Here is a 17275-nt window from a genome sequence, read left to right on the forward strand (position 1 = left end):
GTGAGGTTTTTTAAATGAAAAAAATATTTAAAATGAGTCTAGCTACTCAAATTTTGATTGGTCTTATTTTAGGTATTGTCATTGGTGGTATTTTCTACGGAAATGAAACCGCTCAAAGTTTTTTACAGCCATTTGGTGATTTATTTATCCGTTTAATTAAAATGATCGTCGTACCGATCGTTCTTTCAACAATCATCGTTGCTATTGCTGGTGTTGGTGACATTAAATCAGTCGGTAAGCTCGGCGGGAAATCACTGTTTTATTTCATTGGAATGACAATGGTAGCGATTGCAGTGGGACTTATTTCTGCTAATATATTCCAACCTGGAGCGGGTTTGGATATGGAGAGCTTAGAACAGAATGATATTTCTGGATATGTTGAAACGAATGAAGAGCAAGAAGGAAAATCAATAGCCGACACACTATTGCATATTGTACCGACAAATCCGGTTCAAGCAATGGTGGAAGGTGACATGCTTGCGATTATATTCTTTGCCGTTGTATTTGGACTAGGAGTCGCAGCAATAGGTGAAAAAGGGAAACCAGTATTAAGATTTTTTGAAGGCACAGCTAAGGCCATGTTTTATGTAACAAACTTATTTATGAAGTACGCACCAATAGGGGTGTTTGCGTTAATTGGTGTGACTATTTCAAAATATGGTTTTGCTTCATTGATTCCTTTGGGGAAATTAGCGTTAACAGTGTATGGTACAATGGCATTCTTCGTTATCGTTATTTTAGGAATTATGGCTAAAATTATCGGTGTGAATATCTTTAAATTACTTGGATCCATTAAAGAAGAATTACTGCTTGCTTTCTCAACAGCGAGTTCAGAAACGGTTCTTCCAAGAATTATGGACAAGATGGAACAAGCAGGAAGCCCGAAACATATCGCTTCTTTTGTTATTCCAACTGGTTACTCATTTAACCTCGATGGTTCCGTTTTATACCAAGCCATTGCAGCATTATTTATTGCACAAATGTTTGGTATTGAGTTAAGTATTGTTGAACAAATCACACTAATGCTTGTACTAATGATTACTTCTAAAGGTATGGCAGGTGTACCAGGCGTTTCGTTTGTTGTTCTACTAGCTACTTTCAGTACAATTGGACTACCTGCAGCAGGTCTTGCTTTTATCGCAGGTATCGACCGTATCCTAGATATGGGTCGTACAGCAGTAAACGTAGTTGGTAATTCCCTTGCTGCACTTGTTATCGCAAAGTGGGAAGGCCAATTTAACCCGCCAGCTGATAATAAAGTTCAAAAAGCTTCTTAAAAGTTATCATAGAATTTGTATGCCACAGAATTTAATTCTGTGGTATTTTTTTTGTTTGCGATTAATAGTCTAACTTGGCTGCATAACCTAAAATGCGAGGGAAGAGAATAAGAAACTATGTGGCAGGAATCAAATACACGCACAAGCTAAGGGAAAGAGAATAAGAATTGCGCGAAAATGTCAGATACGCGCAAAAGCGGTATAGAGGAAGCCGAGGAAATGCGCGAAAGAGCCAAATATGCGCACAAGTTATGAGAAAGAGAAGAAGAATTGCGCGCAAAAGCCGGATACGCGCAAAAGAGGTATAGAGGAAGCCGAGGAAATGCGCGAAAGAGCCAAAAACGCGCACAAGTTATGAGAAAGCGAAGAAGAATTGCGCGCAAAAGCCAGATACGCGCAAAAGAGTCATAGAGAAGGCAGAGGAAATGCGCGAAAGAGCAAAATATACGCACAAGTTATGAGAAAGCGAAGAAGAGTTGCGCGGAAATGCCGGATACGCGCAAAAGAGTCATAGAGGAGGGGAAGGAATTGCGGGAAAGAGCCAAATACGCGCACAAGTTATGAGAAAGAGAAGAAGAGTTGCGCGGAAATGCCGGATACGCGCAAAAGGGTCATAGAGGAGGGGGAGGAATTGCGGGAAAGAGCCAAATGCGCGCACAAGTTATGAGAAAGAGAAGAAGAATTACGCGCAAAAGCCAGATACACGCAAAAGAGTCATAGAGAAGGCAGAGGAAATGCGCGAAACAGCAAAATATACGCACAAGTTATGAGAGAGAGAAAAAGAATTTCGCGCAAATACCGAATACGCGCAAAAGGGGTATAGAGGAAGCCGAGGAAATGCGCGAAAGAGCCAAAAATGCGCACAAGTTATGAGAAAGAGAAGAAGAATTGCGCGCAAAAGCCAGATACGCGCAAAAGAGTCATAGAGAAGGCAGAGGAAATGCGCGCAAGAGCCAAAAATGCGCACAAGTTATGAGAAAGCGAAGAAGAATTTCGCGCAAAAGCCAGATACGCGCAAAAGAGGTATAGAGAAGGGGGAGGAAATGCGCGAAAGAGCCAAAAATGCGCACAAGTTATGAGAGAGAGAAGAAGAATTTCGCGCAAAAGCCAGATACGCGCAAAAGCGGTATAGAGGAAGCCAAGGAAATGCGCGAAAGAGCCAAATATGCGCACAAGTTATGAGAGAGAGAAAAAGAATTTCGCGCAAAAGCCAGATACGCGCAAAAGAGGTATAGAGAAGGGGGAGGAAATGCGCGAAAGAGCCAAAAACGCGCACAAGTTATGAGAGAGAGAAAAAGAATTGCGCGCAAATACCAGATACGCGCAAAAGAGGTATAGAGGAAGCCGAGGAAATGCGTGAAAGAGCCAAATATGCGCACAAGTTATGAGAAAGCGAAGAAGAATTGCGCGCAAATGCCGGATACGCGCAAAAGTGGTATAGAGGAAGCCGAGGAAATGCGCGAAAGAGCCAAAAACGCATACAAGTCTAAAAAAAAGTAGGAAACACTTTACTCCAAAAGTATCGCGCTCAATGCGGACTTCGCTGTCAAAAGCAGGGCCCTGCATATTAAATGGCTAGTTAGGGCCTTGAATAGATAGGAAGTGGTATAATTTACTAAAATAAGGAGGAGTCTATAATGCCGATTCATTTAAATGTCGCAACAGGAAGCTGAGGAAATTTCTTTAACTTGGCAGTATGATGCCCCCTATGATTTTTATAATATTGAAGAAGATGAGGAGGATTTAGTTGCATTTTTGGATGAAAAAGAACGGGGCGAGTTTGTTTTTTTTGTAAAGGATGAAGAAGAGCTTATCGCTTTTTTGATGATTGAGCAAATGGGTGACTCAATGGATTTAGGCCTTGGGATGAGACCAGACTTAACTGGTCAAGGAAAAGGTGCCACTTTCTTAAAGGCTGCGATGTGTTTTTTAAGAAAGAATTATGAACCTAAACAGATGACATTATCTATAGCTACTTTCAATAAAAGGGCTATTAAACTATATAAACGAGTAGGGTTTCGCACGAGTCGCATATATATGCATGAAACAAACGGAAGTACTTATGAGTTTATAAATATGGTAATTGATTGTTATAAAAGTGTATAGGGAGTGGATTAGCAGTTGCAAATTAAACAGCAAGTAGATAAATTATCGGATCATAAAGCAAGATCCTTACTGTTACAAATGTTATTACATACTGAAATGCTTCGTTCAGGAAATTACTCTGATGAGGATTATATGACTAGCATGAAGAAGTTTTATCAAGCAGTGTTAACATTTGATAAGGAAACTCCTCCTATTCAAGGAGGTAATATACATATTGTTTTTAGCGATTCGAGTGCGGGGAGTTTAAAACAAGCAATAAAGAAATTAAATATGAGTGATAGAGTCATTACTATTCCGATTAATTTTTCGATCGGGCCATTATGGCAATTGCATCAAATAGAGGGTCTTGAGAAGCGAAGGGACTGGTTGTTTGAACATATTAATTTAGAAGATGAATTTATTTTTGACTATATTCCACGGATAGAAGAAAGTTGGATGAAGTTACAGGCATTACCCGAACAATGTAAAATTTTTATTTGGGGATGTGAAAATGCGCATGAACAGGCAGGAATAGCCTATGCAGTCTACCTATTACGGGAGAAAAACAATCAAGTATATATAGGTTTAGATCAGGAGCACCAGCAAAGTTTAACACGTCAAGATATTCTACATACAGGTGAGCTTGCGCCCGAGCAGTGGATGGAATATATAAAAAATGTGGAAAATTATCTCCTCTTATCAATAGATGAACGTCAAAAATGGATAGAACTTTGGGTTACGCTTGCTCAATCGAAGGACGTCTTTTTAAGGACATGGAAAGAAGGAAGGTTGACTCCTGTCAGTGAACATTATTTAGATGAGATGATTATTGCTAAGGCAAGGGAGCTTCAAAAGGGAAAAGAATTTATGAAGTCTACCCGCCTAATTGGTGAGGTCATTGGACATTTAGACCAACCCATTGGGGATTTGTTTATTGAATACCGTTTAAGAACGCTAGCGTTCTTAGGTGTTTTTGAATTGAAGGGTGTGCCGAGGGCAATGAGATTTTATAGTGTACGCCTCAAGTCGAACGAATAATCAATATGGTGAGACCTCCTTCAAAAAAGGGAGGTTTATTTAATGAAAATTTTAATTTGTTTTTAATGTTCTTTTGGTAAGTTAATAATAACTGTAAAAGGAGGCGTGGTGGATGGCAGAGGAGATTTTGATTGTTGAGGATGAGGAAAAAATTGCGCGCTTATTAGAGCTTGAATTAACGTATGAAGGTTATCAAGTGACAAAGGTGTATGATGGCATGGAGGCGATGAATCATTACCGAGAAAAAGAGTGGGATCTTATCCTCTTAGATGTGATGCTACCAGGTTTAAGTGGGATGGAAATTCTGCGTAGAATTAGAGGGAATGATACGGTTACACCGGTTATATTACTAACAGCTAAAGGTGCAGTAGAAGATAAAGTAACTGGACTTGATTTTGGGGCGAATGACTATGTCACCAAGCCTTTTCAAATAGAAGAATTGCTAGCACGAGTGAGAGCAGCTTTGCGATTGAAACAAAAAGGCGGTAAGGAAGAAGGAGGAAAATGGTTAACTTGTAGCGATTTAAAAATGAATGAGCAGACGAGAGAAGTCATGCGAGGGGAACAATCCATTGAGTTGACTGCTAAGGAATTCGATTTATTGCTCTATTTAGCTGAGAATGAACGCCAAGTGCTGACAAGAGACCAAATATTGTCTAAAGTGTGGGGGTACGATTACAGCGGTGATACAAATGTGGTTGATGTGTATATTCGTTATTTAAGAAGGAAGTTAGAAGTATCTGATGATGTCAAACCGCTTATTCAAACAGTAAGAGGTGTGGGCTATACCCTCAGGCAACCAACATGAAGATCAAAAATAGAATTCATTTATATACTGCGGTCTTATTTATTGTTTTACTCATTGTAATGAACTTTACAATATACTTTATTTTTCAATCCATTACGCTAGAGGGTGAGAAGGAGCAGGCAAAAGAAGAATTAAATAGGGTTTTAACTGAGTTCCATCAATCCCTAGGCACTCTTCCTCAAGGAAGCTTATTAAGGGCGTATGTACCGGTTGATGGGTTTATAAGAATTATTCATGAAAATGGAGAAGCAACAACAACCACTTCGATGGATAATGAAAAGGTAGATAAGCTGGCTTTTCAATTTGGAGCAAGTGATAAGACAGAAATTATTAAGAACGACCATATAGTTATTAGTTCAACACCAATGATTTTGCCTAGTGGAGAAGTGGCAAACTTACAAATAGGAAAAGATATTGAAGCAAGTTATCGAAATTTAAATATATTAAAGACCGTTCTCTTTATCGTAACGCTAGTTGCAACGATACCTGTATTCCTTTCAAGTAGGTTTGTCGGCAACGTGATTATTACGCCGATTCTTTCTTTAACTGCAACAATGAAGGAAATTAGAAATAGTGGCCAATTTAAACAGCTGGAGCTCCATCGAAATGCAGACATCGAATTGAGGGAAATGGGTGAAACCTTCAATCATATGATTACGTTGCTTGAGGAGAATGATGAGAAACAAAAGCAATTTATTGCTAATGCTTCTCATGAATTAAAAACACCATTAACAATCATAGAAAGTTATGCTAATTTGCTTAAGAGACGCGGGTACCAAGATAAAGATTTAGTCGATGAATCTGTTGAAGCTATCCACTCAGAGGCAATAAGAATGAGAGAACTAACTGAACAATTGCTTCTTTTGGCGAAGAATAACGAAGAATGGAATGTACAAAAACAGGAGATTACGCTCTCCCCGTTCCTTTCTGAAGTTAGTCGTTCATTTGAGAGGGCGTATCAGCGCCACATTACAATAAATGGCTTAAAAGAAACGACGGTCACTTCTGATGAGCAAAAGCTTAAGCAACTATTGTTTATCTTATTAGATAACGCTAGGAAATATAGTGAAAATGAGATTGAAATTATTATCGGGAAGGCAAATGAGCAAACATTTATTGAAGTAATTGATACAGGAGTTGGTATTTCTAAAGCTGATCAGGCGAGAGTGTTTGATCGCTTTTACCAAGTAGATCCCGCAAGGAAGCGGGGGAAAAATGGTAGCGGACTCGGTTTATCTTTGGCAAAAGAAATCTCAGAAGCGATTGATGTTCAGTTAACGCTTCAAAGCGAATTAGGAATAGGAACGAAAGTGAAAATACTTTTTGATAAAGGGCAAAGTCAGGAGTGATGAGAAAATGAAGAAGAAGGTAATTAGTAGCTTAGGATTCATTCTGTTTTTTTTCATCATGATCATTATTGTCTGGCTCTTGCTCAAACAGTTTGTGTTGCCATCGGATGAATTAGCTGAGAGCGAGGTAAAGCAGATAGTTGAGGAACGATATGGAGGCGTTATCCAAGAAACAGAGAATAAAGGTAAAGAGTTTATCGTTTCTTTCGATCGCGCAGGCCAAATGTATCAACTACACATTAATCGTGCAAGTGGTGAAATTGAAGAAATGTCAAGAATAGGAGAAGAAAAACAACGTTTAACGGAACAAGAAGTCAAGGAATTAGTGCAAACTGCTTCTTTAGGGGAAATTGATTCAGTAAATCTAAAAGAAAAGTCAGGCGAAGAAGTATTTGTCGCTCAAGTAGTTAAAGACGGAGAAGCGCGTGAAATTACCTTACATGCAGTAACTGGGAAAGTCCTTTCAAATGAGCTGGCCAATGAACAGCCTCCGAAAAATACGATTCTGACAGAAGAAGAAGCGATTGAAATTGCTCTCCAAGCTGTTCAAGGCGAAGTAGACGATGTTGACTTGGAAAATGAAGAGGATCATGTCTTCTATCTTATCGAAATTGAAACGGGTGATGAAAAAGAGGCTATAGTTGAAGTGAATGCCATTACAGGTGAATCAACTGTGACTTGGGATTAATGAAAAAGAAGTGAATTCTAATCTTATTTTAATCTTCCTCACAATTTTATCTCATGATAGCTGTTTAATATAGCAGTATAGACATAACAAACAGGAGGAAATTAAAATGAAAAAAGTAGGAGTAGGTTTATTAGCAGGAGCTATTACATTAGGAGGCGTTTTCGCTGCAACCACATTTGCCAATGATGATGCCCCAAAAGCAACGGTAACAAATGGTGAAGAAGTGAAACAAAAACAAACAAGCAATACAAATGAAGGAACCCTTTCAATTGAAGAAGCAATCAAGACAGCACAAGAGGAAGGGAAAGGAAAAGTAACTGATGTTGAATTAGAGTGGGAAAGAGGAAATCTCGTATATAATGTAGAGCTACAAGGGAATGGGACTGAAACAGATGTAGAGTTAAATGCAAATACTGGTGAAGTGCTTAAAGTGAAATCAGAGAAAGAAGATGAGCAGGACGAAGAAATTACACTGGATCAAAAGCTATTCTCTGCAAGTGAAGCCATTCAATTAGCTGAAAAAGAAGCAGGCGGAGAGTTCAGTGAACTGCAACTTGATCACGATAATGGGACACTTATTTACGATATTGAATTAGAAGGCAAACAAGAAGCAGAAATAAAAATTGATGCTTTAACGGGTAAAGTACTAAAAGTTGAATTAGATGATTAATAAAAATAATAAGAGAGTGCTCATCTTCTGGTGAGCACTTTTTATTATGAACATAAGTACAAATAATGAGAGTAATTCGCCAACTGCTGCTATTAATTTTTATCTAGAAAACGTCTTTACTCTAAAGTGCGAGTTGTTTTCCTTGTTTTTAATCGTTATACTTCTTATTATAGATATTAAAGGTCTATAATATATTTATATTGAGGAGTGAGTAATAAAATGTTAGATTGTGTGATTATTGGTGGCGGTCCAGCAGGTATGAATGCGGCGCTTGTATTAGGGAGAGCAAGAAAAAATATCATGCTTTTTGATGATGATAAACCGAGGAATAGTGTTACACATGAATCACATGGTTTTATTACACGAGATGGAATTGCACCAGTTGAATTTAAACGTTTAGCAAAAGAAGATCTTCAGAAATATCCAAGCATTTCATTAAAGAACGAAAAGGTGACGGGGCTTAAAAAAGAAAACAATATATTCCTCATTAAGACAAGCTCAGGTAATCTTATACAATCGAGAAAAGTGATTTTAGCAACGGGAGTGAAGGATCAATTACCTCCTATTAAAGGATTAAAAGAGTTATATGGCAAAAGTATCTTTCATTGTCCTTTTTGTGATGGTTGGGAGTTAAGGGAGAGAAAACTCGTGGTTGTTTCTGAGATGGAAGGTATTACCCATATGGTTAAATTACTAACGAATTGGAGTAATGATATTATTGTATGCTCTAATGGGAAAAAGATTTTAACAGGAGAAGAAAAAGAAATGTTAGCCTCGAAAGGAATCCGTGTATTGGAGGAAGAAATTGCTTATTTACATGGTGAAGAGGGACAATTACAAGAAGTTGTCTTTACAAATGGGGATAGATTAGAAAGGAATGGTGGATTTGTTGGGATGATGTCAAAGCAAGCTTCTCCTTTAGCTGATATAATAGGTTGTAAAGTAAATGAAAATGGTGGCATTATCACAGACGAATTTGGTAGAACAAATATAGAAGGTGTTTATGCTAGTGGTGACACATCAACAATGCCAATGGCTCAACTTATATTTGCGGCTAGTGACGGAAGTAGGGCGGGCATTGCTGTTGTGAGTGATTTATTAGCCGAAGATTTTTAGAAAAAAGGAGTAGTAAAAATGAAATATTCAAGTGCGACGAATTATGGTTTACACACAATGGCTTACTTATACTTGGCTCCAAAAGGTGAATCTGTCGGGGTGGACGTGTTAGCAAAAGTGCAAGATCTATCGCCGACTTATTTATCAAAAATATTAACAAAGCTGGTAAAAGCGGGGTTAATCGAATCCACACCCGGAGCAAAAGGTGGTTACCGTATAGTGAAGCGTAATGGAGATATTTCATTTTTACAAGTGATCCAAGCGATAGAAGGAAGTAATCAACTGTTTCACTGTTCACTTGATCACGACCACCCACATAATGAAGGCTGTTTAATTGAGCAGGCAATGCTTAGAGCAGAAGAGCAAATGGTAAGACAGCTGGAGCAAACCTTCATTAGTGACATTGCTGAACAAATGAAAGCTTCTCAAAAAGCAGTTGATTTAAATTAAGTAAATGAAAATGGAATGAAAAGGCTCGAGACTCTATATGATTGGTGGCTTGAGCCTTTTTTTATATTTTAAAACCTATGTAAAAAATGACATTTAGGGTATTCCTACACATTGGATAATAATGTTAAGATATGAGGTATGTAGTTATGTTAAAAAGAGAGGTGACCCTTCCTGAATTTGGTTTTATGGGTTCTTTTTGCGTATGCTTGTGGTTGTTTAAATGGGGCCTATTATATTGGTCATTTTTTATATGGTGAGGATATAAGAGTAAAGGGAAGTGGTAATGCAGGTGCACGTAATGCCGGTAGAGTGATGGGTAGGAAAGCTTTTGTGTATACCGTGATTATTGATGCACTCAAAACCATTTTCCCTTTATTAGTAGTCATTTATTTGGGGGAAGCTAGTAATCTAGTACTCGCTTGCGTTGTGGTAGCAATCTTATGTGGTCATATCTGGCCAGTGCAATTACATTTCCATGGGGGAAAGGGAATTGTTGTCTATCTAGCTGTCTCATTGGTATTGTTGCCAATGGGTTTACTAATCGTCGGTGGACTCATTCTCCTGCTATATATCATCACAAAGAAGTTGACTATCCCTACACTAACTAGTTTTTTTATCATGCCTATTCTACTTATGATAAAAAGTAGTTGGATGTTAGCGGCGGCATACTTTTTTATGCTATTCATTATTGTAAGGCTGCATAGAAGTGGAGGAGTGGAATGATGACAGCAATTGTTTATAAACGTGCAGATCAAAGTTCTGAACTGGAGCAGATTCATCAATTAAACTATGAAACATTTGTAGAGGAAATACCGCAACATAGAGTGAATGAACAGAGAAAATTAATTGATCGCTTTCATGATGCTAATACATATATTATCGCTAAAAAAGAAGATGAAGTCGTTGGTATGATTGCTGTGAAAGGGACGAGACCATTTTCATTAGACGAAAAGCTTGATCAATTAGACGCGTACCTGCCACCAAACGAAACCTTATGTGAGATACGGTTATTATCTATCAAAGCACCTTATCGTGGGAGTCGCGTATTTTACGAGTTAAGCAAAGCTTTAGTTGATTTCTGTCTTAAAGAGCATTATACAATGGCTATCATTTCTGGAACATTAAGACAGACAAAGTTATATAGACATCTTGGATTCCGTCCCTTTGGTCCTTTAGTAGGTACAAAGGAAGCGCCATACCAACCAATGTATTTAACAAAAGAAAGTTTCGAGGCAGCATCTAAGCTTTTTCAAAAAATGCTGAGGCGGAACGCGAAAGAGAATGGACATTTTTTCCTTCCTGGTCCAGTTTCGATCGCAGATAAGGTAAAGGAGGCGTGGGGGAGAGAGCCAGTGTCCCACCGTTCTCATGAAGTAAGCTCTATGTTGAGCAAGCTAAAAAAGAAGCTTTGCGCATTAACTAATGCTAATGAAGTCGAAATAGCTGTTGGTACCGGAACAATGGCAAATGATATGGTTGCTGCCCATTTATCAATAGTAAATGAGAAGGGGCTTATTTTAGCAAACGGTGAATTTGGGTACCGGCTCATTGAGCATGGTAAGCGTTTCAAATTACCTTTTGCGACAGTTGAGAAACCATGGAACGCACCTATAGATATAAGCGAAGTAGAGAACATGTTACGGGACAATCGAGATATTGGCTGGATTTGGACTGTACACTGTGAAACATCTACAGGTTATCTTTTTCCATTAGAAGAATTGGAACAGCTTTGTCTGCAGTATAATGTGAAGCTATGTGTAGATGCTTGCAGTTCGCTAGGAATTGTTCCAGTTCATCTAAAGAATGTATATATCACGAGTGCGGTAAGTGGGAAAGGCTTAGGTTCATATCCTGGTTTAGCGCTGGTTTTTCATCAAACACAAATCAAGCCTCATCATCAATTACCGAAATATCTTGATATTGGTGTGTATCAGGCCAAGGCGAGTATTCCGTTTACACATTCATCAAATGGACTGTATGCACTATCTGTAGCGATAGAGAATCATCATTATGCAAGTCATGCTTTATATGAATTAGTACGTCAAAAATTAGTAGAGGCAGGCTTAAGAGTGTTTTATGGAGAAAATTATTCTCCGGGTATTTTGACTGTTCAATTAGAGATAGAAATTAGTTCAAGAGAGTTTGGCGATCAATTGAAGCACGTAGGGGTTTATGTCAGTTATGAAAGCAACTATTTGCTTGAGAGAAACTGGTTTCAGATTGCACTAATGGGGGAACAGAAAAAGGCAGATGTTGAGGATGCGATGATTCGCTTGCTTAAAGTCTATGACAGCTTTCATAGTAGGAAGGTAATGGGATGAAAAACTTTATAAATTGGGTTGGTAAGCATTATCTAGCTGCACTCTTTGTCATGTTATGGGTAAAGGTAGTGGTTGTTACATGGGTAGGCTTCAATTTAACCGTCGAGACATGGCTAGACTTTCTCGTCCTTCTCGTTAATCCAATTGGTATTAGCTTGCTACTTATGGGCCTTGCTTTTATATTCAAAAAAAGTTTTTCCATGATAGGCGTGTTAATTGCCTATGTGTTGCTTATTGGTTTATTATATGCGAACTTACTATATTATCGTTTCTATATTGATTTTGTAACAGTATCTGTCCTTATGCAGCTAAATAATGTTGGTGGACTTGGACCTAGTACGTTAGAGTTAATTTCGCCTTTAGATTTGCTATTATTCTTAGATATTATCTTTTTTGTTTATGTATGGCGAAAAACAAAACAAACAAAGTGGCAACCAGCTATGCCTCATAAAAAGAAGTATGTTGGCTTGACTATGGTCTTAATCATGATGACTGTTTCCCTCGCATTATTGAGAAATCCCTACGTGCTTCAAGCAAACTATGACAGGGAACAGCTTGTTGAGTCATTAGGGCTATATAATTATCAAGTGTTCAACATTATTAATAGTTTGCAATCACCAATGATGAAAGTATTAGCTAGTGATAAAAGTGTTGAGCCTGTAACTAACTATTTACAGGGGATGCCTGATACTAAATCAGACTATTTTGGTCTTGCTGAGGGAAAGAATTTAGTATTGATTAGCTTAGAGTCTACGCAGAATTTCGTCATTAACCGTAAAGTCAATGGAGAAGAAATTACCCCATTTCTTAACTCCTTAATAGAAGATAGTTATTATTTTTCAAATATATATGAGCAAGCAGCACAAGGAAAAACGTCAGATGCAGAGTTCATGATTCATACAGGCTTATACCCTTTATCCAGTGGTTCTGTCTTTGTTAGACGCCCTGAAAATGAGTTTATTTCTCTACCTAAATTATTGAAAGCAAAAAATAATTATAGCGCTGCCACTTTCCATGGTAACAGCATTAATTTTTGGAATCGAAAGCAAATGTATCCGAGCTTAGGGTATAATCAATATTTTTCTCAAGAGGACTATCATATTACAGAAGAGAATTCCGTAAACTATGGTATTAAAGATATTCCCTTTTTTGAACAATCAATCACACATCTTTCAACGCTAACTGAACCTTATATGGCTAGTTTCCTTACATTAACAAATCATTTTCCTTTTTTATTAGAAAGTGAGGACCAACGAATGCCTCCTGCTGATACGTCGGTTGACGTTGTTAATCGTTATGTGACAACGGTTAATTATGAAGATGCAGCGATTGAAAGATTCTTTGATTTGTTAAAAAAGGAAGGCATGTATGAAGACACCATTTTCGTTATCTATGGTGATCATTATGGGATTTCTCAAGAATTTGAAGAAGGCGTGCATGAGTTATTAGATCAACCGGAGACGCCGATTAATCATCTTCAATTGCAGCAAATTCCTCTTATTATTCATATACCTGGTGAAGAAGGTGCGATATTTGAAACAATCGGTGGCGAAATTGATATTCATGCGACTATCCTCGAACTAATGGGTATTGATGAGGAGCAAAGAACAAACTTTAGTGAAAACCTCTTTACGAGAGATCCTAATAAACCTGTTGTCTTTCGTGATGGCAGTATGGTAGCTAGTGAATATGCTTATCTTAACAATGCTTGTTACAGCATGAATACTGAATCACTAACTGAAGAAGAAAACTGTGAAACTTATCTAGAAACGGTACGTAAAGAACTTAAGTTATCTGATGAAATTATTTTAGGGGATTTATTTAGGTTTATAGAATAGGAGGGAAAGAATGGAACAACAAAAAACAAATACGAAAGCAGTGGTTTCCCTGACTCTAGGGATTCTCTCATTGCTCGTTCCATTTATCGGCTTCTTATTAGGGATTATTAGTATTGTATTTGGAAGGTTGTCAGCAAAAGAAATCCTGCAAACAGGAGAAAAAGGGAAATCGCTAGCAACGGCCGGCCTTATCTGCGGGATTATAGGTATCATTCTTACGGTCATATGGATATTATTTGCGTTACTTGGTTTCTTTGCTTATTCAACTTTTGAGACAGAAATACAGGAAATGCCTTAACGGAAATGCGCTTCTTCTAATGGAAGGAGCGTTTTTTTTATGCCCAAATACCAAAGGAAAAGGATGGTATTTTTTATTGTTAATTTATCCCACTTGATTTATAATTGCTTTTAATATAAAGAGCTGGAGTGAACAAGTTAATGGCAGAATTGATCACAGCAAAATTACTTTTGATCGCATGTTTTCTATTAATCGTTACATTAATAGAGACTTTAGCTTACTCGACTAGGATTGCTGGAACAAGAGTAAGGTTGATTGCTACAGCAATCTCATTGTTCAGTACATTAGTGATTGTCTCGCGATTTTCGACGATGATTCAGCAACCGATGACGGCAAAGTTGATTAATGCAGCACCTGAAGGGAATGTCATGAAGTTCATTGAAGAACAGTATCGTCTGTTAATAGGTGTTACTTCAATAGGTGTATTGCTAGGCATATTGCTCTTCCCTACATTTATTTTGATATTTTCAAAGGCAATCGTGCAAATGTCAGAACAACGGGGCTCAATCCCCGCATTAGTAAAGAAAAATATGAATTTACGAGGAATCAAGCGTATGCTTTCATGTATTAGAATCCCACGTTTCTATTATTTAAAAGGAATTACGTTACAAACCATTCCTAAGCGCTTATTTTGCTTGAATGTAATCGTCACAGCGGTGTTTACGACAGGGGTGCTATCATCTATCTATGCTTCCATTATTGCACCAGAGTATGCGCAAGCAGCGTTAATGTCGTCGGGTATCATAAACGGTGTAGCAACAATTATTCTGACATTATTTATTGACCCAAAAGCTTCAGTACTAGCTGATAGGGTGGTAACTAACCCAAGCAAATATATTTATTTGAAAAGTTATTCATTAACAATGGTCAGTTCTAAGTTTGTTGGCACATTGGCAGCGCAAATCATATTCTTGCCTGCTGCTTACTATGTAGCTTGGTTTGCACGTTGGATATAACAGATGGGGGGATATATATGTTGAAAAAACCACAAAGATTGCAAAGAGGTGACCGAGTAGCAACGGTGAGTCCTTCATGGGGAGGTGCAGGAGAAGAAGAAATTAAATGGCGTTACGAACAAGGGGTAAGGCGGCTTGAACAAGTATTTGGACTAGAAGTCGTCGCAATGCCGCACAGCCTGAAGGGGGCAGATTATTTATATCAACATCCCGAAGCGCGCGCCGAAGACTTAATGGCAGCTTTTTCTGATCATAGTATTAAAGCCATTATTGCCAATATTGGTGGAGAAGAGAGTATTCGCTTGCTGCCCTATATTGATTTTGATGTGATAAAAGAAAACCCTAAAATATTTATGGGCTATTCAGATGTCACGATTACTCATTTATTCTGTCACAAAGCAGGGCTATCGTCTTTCTATGGACCTGCGATTTTAACAGACTTTGCCGAGAATGTTGAGATGGATCCGTACACGGTTGAAAGCATCGAACGTACGCTATTTTCCTCTTCTCCAATTGGTGAACTGATGCCTGCTCCGCATTGGACGAGTGAGAGACTCGAGTGGATAGAAGTCAATAAAGAGAAGCGGCGAAAAATGAATAAGAATAACGGTTATGAGGTCCTGCAAGGAAGCGGTAAGGTACAAGGATCGTTAATTGGCGGCTGTATTGAAGTGCTGGAATTTGCTAAGCAAACCATTCTTTGGCCAGAGAAAGAGTATTGGGAAGGTAGTATTTTGTTTTTTGAAACGTCTGAAGATAAGACGGCCCCTGATTATGTGAAGTATTGGCTCAGAAATTATGCAGCGCAAGGAATATTGAAAGCAGCAAATGGAATCGTATTTGCTAAGCCTTATGATGAAGCATACTATGAAGAATACAAGATGGTGATATTAACCGTTTTACAGGAATACGGTTTAACTGATGTACCCGTTCTTTATAACTTAAATTTTGGACATACCGAACCAAAATTTATTTTGCCTTATGGGGCAACTGCTCAAATTGATGCTGATCTTGGCTCCTTTGCCATCTTAGAAAATGGTGTGGAGTAGTGTTAGTCTATAATTACTGGATGAGTTCATTCATTGGTTTTATATTATTGCAATGTATTGTAGGAATTTGGTTGTTAGCAAAAAGGGCAAATAAGACTATGAGAGGTCTGGTTTTTTCTATCCTTTTTACATTTTGGATGTTAGTGAATGCGGTGTTTTTCTATTTTTTCGCTGGTTTATCAAGGGGATTTTGGGGCTCACTCTTGTTTTTCTTAATCGGAGGCTTGCTTATATATTATTTTTTGAAACGTCGGAATAAGGAATTAAAAAAACTTGAGAGACGGTGAAGGATATGGGTTTGTTTTTTGAAAAAAGTAAAGAAGAACCTATCAAGGCTTTTATGATACTACGGTTCATTCTCGCTTTTTTGCTATTATTCTATATCATGATAGGAATCAAAAACACTGAACTCTTTATATCAGGTTGGTTATATTTCATACTTGCCTTTAGTTTTCTGCTAGATTCAATAGAAGCCTGGATACAAAAAGGTAAATATAAGCTTCTATATATGATAATAGGTCTGCTTTTTTTGTGGCTGTTTTTTATTAGTTGAAAGAGACCCGATGAGGATGGTGATAGAGGTGGAGCAGTACAAAGCACAGAAAATGCTAATTCCTTTATTGTTGTTGCTAGTAAATATCGTTCTTACTTCTTTAATTATTCAAGAGCTTTTAGATACAACCGGCAAGATCTATGGCATCTTTGGATTACTTACCCCCATTTTAGCTATCATTTCTTTCTTTTATATTAGGAACAAAAATAGCATGAGCCCGCTCATTATCTTTTTACAAGGGTTAAATGGGTTTTTTGTTCTCTTTCCTATTATTGTTTTACTTGTTTCTTTCCTTGGATTGTAAATTTGGTATTTGGTCTCCTTGATATCAGAACCTGAGCTGTGAGCGTTGTCAAAGGAAGAATCACAAGGGGGCAGAAAAGAAAAATCGTCTGCCTGCTTAAGAAGTTGAGTTTGCGGACAAAAACTAATAGGAAAAGAAAGAAAACTTGGGGCAAGTTGCGTATATGAGCAAAAGTCATCCAGAAAATCAAAGATAAGTAGGGTAAAAGGAGGAGTCGCGACTAATCAGAGTGGAAACTGAAAGATAAGTAGCGAAAAAGAGGAAATCGCGACTAATCTGAGCCAAAACTTAAAGATAAGTAGCATAAAAGAGGAAATCGCGACTGATCTGAGCAAAAACACAAAGATAAGTAGCGAAAAAGAGGAAATCGCGACTGATCAGAGCAAAAACACAAAGATAAGTAGCGAAAAAGGAGAAATCGCGACTAATCAGAGACAAAACACAAAGATAAGTAGTGAAAAAGGAGAAATCGCGA

General features: G+C 37.8%; 18 protein-coding genes. All 18 read left to right on the top strand.

Annotation, left to right across the window (positions count from 1 at the left end; translation table 11 throughout):
- The first annotated feature begins 14 nt into the window (after positions 1–14).
- The 18 genes from U9M49_RS17245 (at position 15) to U9M49_RS17330 (ending at position 16800) form a co-directional block, all read left to right on the top strand.
- Positions 15–1277: a cation:dicarboxylate symporter family transporter gene (locus U9M49_RS17245; protein ID WP_095370971.1), complete on the top strand. Its 1263-nt coding sequence runs from the start codon at positions 15–17 to the stop codon at positions 1275–1277.
- A gap of 579 nt (positions 1278–1856) precedes the next feature.
- Positions 1857–1997 (top strand): hypothetical protein, encoded by a 141-nt coding sequence (locus U9M49_RS17250; RefSeq protein WP_322910269.1) that lies wholly within the window; start codon positions 1857–1859, stop codon positions 1995–1997.
- A 636-nt stretch (positions 1998–2633) separates the two neighbouring features.
- Positions 2634–2777 carry a hypothetical protein gene (locus U9M49_RS17255; RefSeq protein WP_322910270.1) on the top strand — a complete coding sequence of 48 codons (144 nt, stop codon included), beginning with the start codon at positions 2634–2636 and terminating at the stop codon, positions 2775–2777.
- Between the two features lie 153 nt (positions 2778–2930).
- Positions 2931–3383: a GNAT family N-acetyltransferase gene (locus U9M49_RS17260; RefSeq protein WP_322910271.1), complete on the top strand. Its 453-nt coding sequence runs from the start codon at positions 2931–2933 to the stop codon at positions 3381–3383.
- A gap of 15 nt (positions 3384–3398) precedes the next feature.
- Positions 3399–4400, top strand: coding sequence for a DUF1835 domain-containing protein (locus U9M49_RS17265; RefSeq protein WP_095370968.1), 1002 nt, complete (start codon positions 3399–3401; stop codon positions 4398–4400).
- Between the two features lie 112 nt (positions 4401–4512).
- Positions 4513–5208 (top strand): response regulator transcription factor, encoded by a 696-nt coding sequence (locus tag U9M49_RS17270; RefSeq protein WP_095370967.1) that lies wholly within the window; start codon positions 4513–4515, stop codon positions 5206–5208.
- A complete protein-coding gene (locus U9M49_RS17275; protein WP_095370966.1) occupies positions 5205–6557 on the top strand; it encodes an ATP-binding protein in 1353 nt (450 codons plus the stop codon). Before U9M49_RS17270 ends, U9M49_RS17275 begins: the two co-directional genes overlap by 4 nt.
- A gap of 7 nt (positions 6558–6564) precedes the next feature.
- The gene (locus tag U9M49_RS17280; protein WP_095370965.1) at positions 6565–7245 is read left to right on the top strand and encodes a PepSY domain-containing protein; all 681 of its coding nucleotides are present in this window, start codon (positions 6565–6567) and stop codon (positions 7243–7245) included.
- A 106-nt stretch (positions 7246–7351) separates the two neighbouring features.
- Complete coding sequence (locus U9M49_RS17285) at positions 7352–7915, top strand: PepSY domain-containing protein (protein WP_095370964.1); 564 nt, start codon at positions 7352–7354, stop codon at positions 7913–7915.
- A gap of 219 nt (positions 7916–8134) precedes the next feature.
- Complete coding sequence (locus U9M49_RS17290; RefSeq protein ID WP_095370963.1) at positions 8135–9031, top strand: NAD(P)/FAD-dependent oxidoreductase; 897 nt, start codon at positions 8135–8137, stop codon at positions 9029–9031.
- 18 nt (positions 9032–9049) lie between these two features.
- The gene (locus U9M49_RS17295; RefSeq protein WP_095370962.1) at positions 9050–9481 is read left to right on the top strand and encodes an RrF2 family transcriptional regulator; all 432 of its coding nucleotides are present in this window, start codon (positions 9050–9052) and stop codon (positions 9479–9481) included.
- A 177-nt stretch (positions 9482–9658) separates the two neighbouring features.
- Positions 9659–10204, top strand: coding sequence for a glycerol-3-phosphate acyltransferase (locus tag U9M49_RS17300; protein ID WP_233435322.1), 546 nt, complete (start codon positions 9659–9661; stop codon positions 10202–10204).
- Positions 10204–11802, top strand: coding sequence for an aminotransferase class V-fold PLP-dependent enzyme (locus U9M49_RS17305; protein ID WP_322910272.1), 1599 nt, complete (start codon positions 10204–10206; stop codon positions 11800–11802). Before U9M49_RS17300 ends, U9M49_RS17305 begins: the two co-directional genes overlap by 1 nt.
- Positions 11799–13640 carry an LTA synthase family protein gene (locus U9M49_RS17310; RefSeq protein ID WP_322910273.1) on the top strand — a complete coding sequence of 614 codons (1842 nt, stop codon included), beginning with the start codon at positions 11799–11801 and terminating at the stop codon, positions 13638–13640. The genes U9M49_RS17305 and U9M49_RS17310 overlap by 4 nt, the downstream gene beginning before the upstream one ends.
- A gap of 10 nt (positions 13641–13650) precedes the next feature.
- Positions 13651–13938, top strand: coding sequence for a DUF4190 domain-containing protein (locus U9M49_RS17315; protein ID WP_095370958.1), 288 nt, complete (start codon positions 13651–13653; stop codon positions 13936–13938).
- A 140-nt stretch (positions 13939–14078) separates the two neighbouring features.
- Positions 14079–14894, top strand: a complete 816-nt coding sequence (locus U9M49_RS17320; protein ID WP_322910274.1) for a lipid II flippase Amj family protein — start codon at positions 14079–14081, stop codon at positions 14892–14894.
- 17 nt (positions 14895–14911) lie between these two features.
- A complete protein-coding gene (locus tag U9M49_RS17325) occupies positions 14912–15943 on the top strand; it encodes a S66 peptidase family protein (RefSeq protein ID WP_322910275.1) in 1032 nt (343 codons plus the stop codon).
- A gap of 581 nt (positions 15944–16524) precedes the next feature.
- Positions 16525–16800: a hypothetical protein gene (locus tag U9M49_RS17330; RefSeq protein WP_180317025.1), complete on the top strand. Its 276-nt coding sequence runs from the start codon at positions 16525–16527 to the stop codon at positions 16798–16800.
- The last annotated feature ends 475 nt before the right edge of the window (positions 16801–17275 follow it).

Origin of the sequence: Cytobacillus sp. OWB-43 (assembly GCF_034651445.1) — a bacterium.
GTDB classification, from domain to species: domain Bacteria; phylum Bacillota; class Bacilli; order Bacillales; family Cytobacillaceae; genus Cytobacillus; species Cytobacillus kochii.